The organism is Komagataeibacter melomenusus, assembly GCF_013155395.1.
Classification (GTDB): Bacteria; Pseudomonadota; Alphaproteobacteria; order Acetobacterales; family Acetobacteraceae; genus Komagataeibacter; species Komagataeibacter melomenusus.
The window spans coordinates 1-7,344 of the sequence record NZ_JABJWC010000079.1 but is presented as its reverse complement, the minus strand read 5'-3'; the positions used below and the strand labels follow the sequence as shown (position 1 = coordinate 7,344).

9 protein-coding genes are annotated in these 7,344 nt (G+C 57.2%); 2 read left to right on the top strand and 7 right to left on the bottom strand.

Annotated elements, in window-relative coordinates; translation table 11 throughout:
* Window positions 1-169 precede the first annotated feature (169 nt).
* From HNW77_RS16690 to HNW77_RS16680, 3 genes are all read right to left on the bottom strand, one after another.
* Window positions 170-661 carry a type II toxin-antitoxin system YhaV family toxin gene (locus tag HNW77_RS16690; protein ID WP_172159184.1) on the bottom strand — a complete coding sequence of 164 codons (492 nt, stop codon included), beginning with the start codon at window positions 659-661 and terminating at the stop codon, window positions 170-172.
* A 2-nt stretch (window positions 662-663) separates the two neighbouring features.
* On the bottom strand, window positions 664-996 hold the full coding sequence (locus HNW77_RS16685) for a type II toxin-antitoxin system PrlF family antitoxin (protein ID WP_172159182.1): 333 nt from the start codon (window positions 994-996) through the stop codon (window positions 664-666).
* A 352-nt stretch (window positions 997-1,348) separates the two neighbouring features.
* Window positions 1,349-2,260, bottom strand: a complete 912-nt coding sequence (locus tag HNW77_RS16680) for a LysR family transcriptional regulator (RefSeq protein ID WP_172159180.1) — start codon at window positions 2,258-2,260, stop codon at window positions 1,349-1,351.
* Between the two features lie 88 nt (window positions 2,261-2,348).
* Between HNW77_RS16680 and HNW77_RS16675 the strand changes: the two genes are divergently transcribed.
* Window positions 2,349-3,038, top strand: a complete 690-nt coding sequence (locus tag HNW77_RS16675; protein WP_172159178.1) for an FMN-dependent NADH-azoreductase — start codon at window positions 2,349-2,351, stop codon at window positions 3,036-3,038.
* 29 nt (window positions 3,039-3,067) lie between these two features.
* On the top strand, window positions 3,068-3,691 hold the full coding sequence (locus tag HNW77_RS16670) for a YceI family protein (RefSeq protein WP_172159176.1): 624 nt from the start codon (window positions 3,068-3,070) through the stop codon (window positions 3,689-3,691).
* A 313-nt stretch (window positions 3,692-4,004) separates the two neighbouring features.
* Here HNW77_RS16670 and HNW77_RS16665 read toward each other — a convergent pair whose 3' ends face one another.
* The 4 genes from HNW77_RS16665 to HNW77_RS16650 all read right to left on the bottom strand — a co-directional run.
* Window positions 4,005-5,174: an aldo/keto reductase gene (locus HNW77_RS16665; protein ID WP_172159174.1), complete on the bottom strand. Its 1,170-nt coding sequence runs from the start codon at window positions 5,172-5,174 to the stop codon at window positions 4,005-4,007.
* A gap of 295 nt (window positions 5,175-5,469) precedes the next feature.
* Window positions 5,470-6,579: an S-(hydroxymethyl)glutathione dehydrogenase/class III alcohol dehydrogenase gene (locus HNW77_RS16660; RefSeq protein ID WP_172159173.1), complete on the bottom strand. Its 1,110-nt coding sequence runs from the start codon at window positions 6,577-6,579 to the stop codon at window positions 5,470-5,472.
* A 25-nt stretch (window positions 6,580-6,604) separates the two neighbouring features.
* The gene (gene frmR, locus HNW77_RS16655; RefSeq protein WP_025812363.1) at window positions 6,605-6,880 is read right to left on the bottom strand and encodes a formaldehyde-responsive transcriptional repressor FrmR; all 276 of its coding nucleotides are present in this window, start codon (window positions 6,878-6,880) and stop codon (window positions 6,605-6,607) included.
* Window positions 6,881-6,982: 102 nt separating this feature from the next.
* Window positions 6,983-7,344 (bottom strand): winged helix-turn-helix transcriptional regulator (locus HNW77_RS16650; RefSeq protein ID WP_172159171.1); only part of this gene is annotated, 362 nt, incomplete at its 5' end.

The following is a 7,344-nucleotide window of genomic DNA, read 5'->3' as shown; positions in this document are numbered from 1 at the left end:
CCTCGGGCGAACCTCCTCAATCAGAGGTTCCCAGATCGCCCATGTCTCGTCCGTAAAGGTGCCTGTTCTGTCTCCTTCTTCCATCCCTACAATATGGGAAGAAATTCAAGATCTAACAGGCCCTAGACCAAAGGGCAATGCCCACTCTTATGACTTTCAATAATATTCGTCATGGGCCCGAAGGCGAGGTTTTTTCCAGCCGATCGATTGCGGCCTGATCGGACGCGGCTTCACGAAGCGCGATCCAGTCGTCAGGCGGATCACCGGCCTCCAGCATCCCTTTGAAAACCCTGTAAGCATCGGTCTTTGCCCCATAGGTCCGCAAAGTCGTTTCATCGTTCACCCATGCGAAGATGATGATTTTCGCGGTCGAGTCATAGCGAAAGAATAAACGGAAACGACCATTACCAAATTTTGCCCGGAACCAGTGCCTGTGCGCGACGCCAAGTGTCGAGCCTTGCCGATAGACGGTTGCGGTCGGATCGGCAGGAATTGTCTGGAATACCAACTTGCTCAAAGCAGCCAGCAGCTTCGTGTTCGCCTCCCTCTGGTATTTTTTAGGCTTTTTTGCCTTCAATACCTCGACCGCGTCGGTCAGCTTTTCCAACTGATCGAGAAAGAGGGGATGCGCCAGAATGGTCCAGCCATTGATCGTAATCACGATTAGAGCGCAACGTCACCGTCAATGCTGGCATCGAGGTCAATGTCCATGTCCCCGACAAGCGCGGCCATGCGATCGCGAAGGTTGCTGGGCAGAGCGGCAACGGATGTACCAGGGTGTTTCCCCATGTCCTCGGCCAGAAATGCAAGGAAGCGGTCTATAACTGGGTCGCTTGCCTCGTCCTTAGCCCTCTCGACGTAGACCCGATGCTGATCGTCGATAAAGAAGGCGATACGTCCGCCGTAGTCCACGCCCAAAGCCTGCCGAACGCTTTTGGGAACGGTCGTCTGGCCCTTGGCGGTGATCCTGCTTTCTTCTTTCAGCAGCGCAGCCATGTTTAGATCCCCAATTTACACTCGGGCATATGTAAGGGAATTTCCTTACCTTGTCAAGCTGGACTACACCTGCCGGTTATCTATTGGGCGATTAGGCGTTAATTTCTGAACACGCTCATAAGCGCAGCTTATTTATTCCTTGCTTGTGACGGGGCAGAAAACCCCTAGCCGATGCGAAGTGAAGGCTAAAAGTATGAAAAGCTGAGCGGCAGGTGGCGGCCAGAGGTACGGGCAACACGGCGCACCTCGCGATGCTGCGATCATCACTTCAATGGCGACGATGGTTTTCAAAATATACGCTTGTAAGAGCAGTGAGATCCGAGCGAGAGGAGAAGCTTGCCAGCAGACGGGTTTAACGCCGAATACATCCAGCAGGACAAAGCTTGAGCCGATCAATCAACCACCGACCAGCCGGGCCTGGCGGTTCGGTTGTTGGATAGACTACAGTCATGGGCATATCGGCGCCCCCGTGGGCAATACCCTCGATACGGAGTTCAACCAGTCGGCCGCCGTCAATGTCCGCTCGAACAGTATGAAGTGGCATGCCACCCCAACCCAGACCGCCCAGCAGAAAATGATGCTTGGCATACAGATCGGCAAGCCGCCATGTCAGGGGCGACATGACGCCACGTTCCTTGCCTGCGGACAGATTGGTGCGGTCGGTCAGCACAAGCTGGACGTGGCGGGCCAGTTCTTCCCGGGGAATGACGCCGTCAATCCGCGCCAGCGGATGATCATGTGCGGCCACGATCAGGAAGCGGATATCTCCCAGCGCCTCGCTGGACATGGACGGGGGAAGGTCGGGCAGGGGGCCTGCAATACCGATACTGGCCCGCCCATCGAGCAGGGGCTGAAACACGCCGCCAAGGGCCTCGACATAAAGCCGCAGGGGTGTGTGTGGAAACGTCTCGCGAAACTTCGCCGCCACGGCTGTCATGCGGTCCATCGGGAAGAACACATCGACCACGACCGACAGTTCCGGCTCCAGCCCGGACGACATGCCTTTGGCCCGCGCCTTCATGAAATCCACGCCCGCGACCACGCCGCGCGCATCGGCCAGCAGAACCCTGCCAGCGACGGTCAACTGTGGGTAGCGGCCCGTCCGGTCGAACAGCATCACACCCATCTGGGCCTCAAGGCCTGCAACCATTTCGCTGACGGCCGATTGCGACCGGCGCAGCAGCCGGGCGGCGGCCGAGAAGCTGCCTTCATCGCTGGCCGCAATGAAGGTGCGCAGTTGATCCAGTGATACGCCATCCAGCAAGGCTCACTCCATCCATCGGCTGTTCCGGTATTATATATCGGAATATAACGGCTTTATAGATACCTGTGTTCATGGGACATGCTGGATCATGTTCAGGGCCATCGGAAACCTGTTTTCAGGGCGCAACAGATGGTCCGTGTCCTGCGCCCCTGCGGAGAAGACCAACGTGAAGATCCTGCATATTGATTCCAGTATCCTTGGCGAATATTCCGTCAGCCGCCAGCTTTCGGCTGAAACCGTCGCGTGGCAGAAGGCCGAGCATCCCGACGCCACCGTGCTCTACCGCGATCTCGCCGCCGATCCGCTGCCGTACCTGACTGGCGCGCATCTGGTGGCCCGTCAGGGTAATCCCGTGACGGAAGCCACGCTGGAAGCAGATCTGGCGATCGGGAATTCCCATATCGAGGATCTGGCGGCCGCCGACATCATCGTGATTGGCGTACCGATGTACAATTTCTCTATTCCCGCTCAGCTCAAGTCATGGATTGATCGCGTTGTCGTGGCTGGCAAAACGTTCCAGTACGGTGCGGCTGGCCCGGAAGGATTGCTGCCAGCGGGTAAAAAGGCATTCCTTATCTCGTCCCGCGGCGGGATCTATACTGGCGACAGTCCGGCCGCAGTTCTGGATCACCAGGAAAAATATCTCAGTGCGGTCCTTGGCTTCATCGGTGTGCGTGATGTCGTCTGGATCAGGGCAGAAGGCCTGTCTCTGGGCGCTGAGACCAAAGAGGCCGCCATTGTCCAGGCCCAGAGCGAAATCGCCCGCGTTCCGGCCTGATCTGCCTTTATCCAACAGGAATATTCTTCATGACCAAACATAATTTCGTGGCATCGGCGCTGATGGCGATGACCGTTTTCGGCGCGGTTTCTTATGCCTCCGCCCAGCAGGTTTCCTCGCCCGACCCATCGGCGGTAAAAGCTGGCACATACAGGGTCGAGCCGTATCATACGCAGGTTGGCTTCACCCTCTTGCATATGGGTTTCAGTAATTTCTCCGGTTTTTTCACCGGAGCATCCGGCTCGCTTAAAATCGATCCCGCCCATCTCGCGGCGTCTAGCCTTGATGTCACGATTCCGGTGCAGTCGGTTGACACTACGGTGCCGAAGCTGGACGGTGAACTGAAAAGCGCGCAGTGGTTCGATGTGGATCGGTTTCCCAACGCCACATTCAAATCCACCCGCATTGTCCAGACCAGTGCGAACACCGCCGACATTACCGGTAATCTGAGCCTGCACGGCGTGACCCGGCCGATTACACTGAAGGCCCGTCTGGTCGGCAGCGGGACCAACCCGCTCGACAAGATGTTTACCGTGGGCTTTGAGGCGACGGGTACGATTGTCCGCAGCCAGTTTGGCGTCAAACAATACGTGCCGCTTGTGGGTGACGATGTGACGCTGACGATTGCAGGGGCATTCGAACTGCAACAGTAAATCGTTACAGACCTCATGATCTGTCGCGCGACATGCGCATTAACGGATCATTTTGTAAAGCCGCCTGTCATCAGGCTGACAGGCGGCCTTTTGTTGTTTCGATTTCGCTTCTGCCCTGTCCGTTATACGCAATGTAGACACGATCGGATTACAGGCTGTTTGAAAAGTTAGATTAGAAAATATCCAGCAATCATAAGGAAGTTTTTGGTGAAGATTTTTTCAAAAAGCGTCAAAGAACACCGCCTTTTTGAAAAAAGGCGGAACCCAAAAACTTTTATTGTTTTTTATCAATGATTTGTTTTCAAATAATCACTTAGCCTTTTGGGGGCGCTTCAACCCCGGACATGCTCAAGATGGCAGGCGGCAGGCGGGCTCCCTGAATATGGACGGCATCTACGTCTGCATTGATCTTCGTCCGCTCGTCTGGCGTGAAATGGATCGCCGCCGCGCCGAGATTTTGCTCCATATGCGCGATTCTCGTGGTGCCGGGGATCGGCACGATCCACGGCTTCTGGGCCAGCAGCCAGGCCAGGGCGATCTGCGCGGGCGTGGCGTTCTTCGCGCGCGCCCAGCGTTTGACCACGTCAACAAGCGCCATGTTCGCCTTGAGCGCGTCCGGCGCGAAGCGTGGAATGATGGCCCGTAAATCATTGGTGAAGTGTCGCGACGGGGTGATGCCCCCTCCCAGGAATCCCATGCCAAGCGGGCTCCAGGCCACGAAGCCGATGCCCAGTTCCTCACATAGGGGAATGATCTCCTGCTCGGGGCCGCGCCACAGCATGGAATATTCATTCTGGATCGCGGTGACCGGATGGACGGCATGCGCACGCCGGATCGTCTGTACACCTGGTTCAGACAGCCCGTAATGCCTGATTTTGCCTTCAGTAATCAGGTCGCTCAGCGTGCCGACAACATCCTCGATCGGCACGGCCGGATCGACACGGTGCTGATAGACGAGATCAAGGTGGTCGGTTCGCAGGCGCTTGAGCATGCCTTCGATCGCAATCCGAATATGCTCAGGGCGGCTGTTGAGGCCGGGCAGTTGCTTTCCGGTCTCTGGATCAATATTGAAACCGAACTTGGACTCAAGGACGACCTTGTCCCGGATACCCTGCAATGCCTCGCCGACCACCCCTTCGGAGAGGAAGGGACCGTAGGCTTCCGCCGTATCGATTAGCGTCACGCCCCGGTCCACCGCGCGCCGAATGAGGGCAATCCCCGTGGCCCGATCTATAAAGCTGCCATAAAAATCCTTGAGACCGCCCGGCGGGTGCCCCGGAACCCACTGGCAGCCGAGACCGATGCTCGATACTTCCAGATCCCTCAACTTGCGACGGGCCGTGACAGGAAGTGATGTGGGCAGTGTCGCGGCCCGCGCCATGCCTGCGGGAACGAGCGATGCAGCGCCAAGCGCCGCACCGAGCGACAATGCCTTGCGCCGGGTTAGGGAGAGCACGTCGCGAGGAGCAGGTTCAGGAGACATGGCTGTCGGTATCCTTCAGGGTTGACGTTTGAAAACAACGAGCGGCTGCATCAGAGGGCGCGATCTGCTGATTGCCCTAGTCTGACAGCTTAATCCGAAGTTTCATTTTCAATTAGTCAGGTTAATCCGCATGACGTCATTAGTATGACTAATAAATCAGCCCCGGCTCTCATCCAGTCAACGCGCATTCGCCCCGAAACACAATGCTACCATCAGATACGCAAACCGGATCGGGCAGATGCGCCTTCATCCATGCCGCCATTGGTCAAACCTGGCGGCATGAAAGGGATCGACCTCAGTAGTGAATGACGGCGCGGATGGATTTTCCCTCATGCATCAGGTCAAAGGCGGTGTTGATGTCTTCGAGTGGCATCGTATGGGTTACGAACGGTGCCAACTGGATATCGCCGCGCATCGCATCCTCCACCATCCCGGGAAGCTGGGTGCGTCCCTTCACACCGCCGAACGCTGTGCCCCGCCATGAACGACCGGTGACAAGCTGGAACGGGCGGGTGGAAATCTCCTGACCTGCCCCGGCGACGCCGATCACGATCGACTGTCCCCACCCGCGATGCGCGGATTCGAGTGCCGCACGCATGACGTTGACATTGCCGATGCACTCGAACGTATGGTCGATGCCCCAGTCGGTCATTTCCACCAAAACCTGCTGGATCGGCTTGTCACAGTCCTTGGGATTGAGGCAATCCGTGGCGCCGAATGCCTTCGCCAGTTCGAACTTTTCGGGATTGGTATCAATGGCGAATATCCGTCCGGCTTTCGCCTGCCGCGCGCCCTGGATTACGGCAAGACCGATACCGCCAAGCCCGAAGACCGCGACTGAATCACCGGCCTGTACCTTGGCCGTGTTATGTACCGCACCGATACCGGTCGTCACGCCACAGCCGAGCAGGCAGACATGCCCCGGATTGGACGCCGGATTGATTTTAGCAAGCGAGACTTCAGCGACGACCGTGAATTCGCTGAACGTCGAACAGCCCATGTAGTGATGGATCGGCTGGCCCTTGTAAGAAAAACGTGTTGTCCCGTCCGGCATGACGCCCTTGCCTTGGGTCGCGCGAACTGAGATGCAGAGATTGGTCTTGCCCGATTTGCAGAACAGACATTCACCGCACTCCGCTGTATAGAGCGGAATGACGTGGTCGCCCGGCGCCACGCTGGTTACACCTTCCCCGACTTCGATCACGATCCCGGTCCCTTCGTGTCCAAGCACCGCCGGGAACAATCCTTCGGGATCATCCCCCGACAGGGTAAAGGCGTCCGTGTGGCACACACCTGTATGGGTGATCTGGACGAGCACCTCGCCTGCGCGGGGCGGTTCAACATCGATCTCGACGATTTCAAGTGGCTTGCCAGCCTCGAATGCAACGGCGGCCCGTGATTTCATGATGTTTCCTTCATATTTGGCAGGATCAGCGGAGATAGGACCGGACGAGCGAGACGACCTTCTCGATGGAACCGGAAGCCGCGTCGCGGTCCCCGGCGCACTCGACGAACTCCTCACGCAAATGGCTTTCCAGGATACCCGCCATCAGGCCGTTGGTAGCGCCCCGGATCGCAGCGACCTGTTGTAGCACCGGGCCACATTCAGCCCCTTTCTCCAGAGCCTGCTCCAATGCGTCGAGTTGTCCCCTGATGCGGCGCACCCGTGTCAGGACGCGCTTTTTCTCTTCGGGTGTATGCGGCACGAAAAGGTCACTCCAATTATACTGTCCCTTAGTATCCTTCACATACTCCCATGCAGTATGCAAACAGGCACGGGGAGAGACAGCGACACGATCTTGTGAAGATCACCCGTCGATCCTTTTCCCGTCATAACGGAGCTGTGCTTCCTGAACCTCCTCCATGTGCTGTTCGGCCCAGTGGGTCAGGCTGGCAACAGCCTGCGTCAATGTTTCGCCCAGAGATGTCAGGCTGTATTCGACCGCCACCGGCACCGTGGCATGGACAGTACGCAGGACCAGTCCGTCGCGTTCGAGGTTCTTCAGAACCTGGGACAGAACTTTCTGGGAAATGCCGCCGATCTGGAGGGTTCTAAAAACCTCTTGGTATTGAGGCCTACGCTGTGATTCCATTTTTCTGGTTCTGGTTGGAGGAATGGCGCTATGAAACAGGCGGGATTTTTTGACGTTGAAGAGCGACTTGCTCGGTT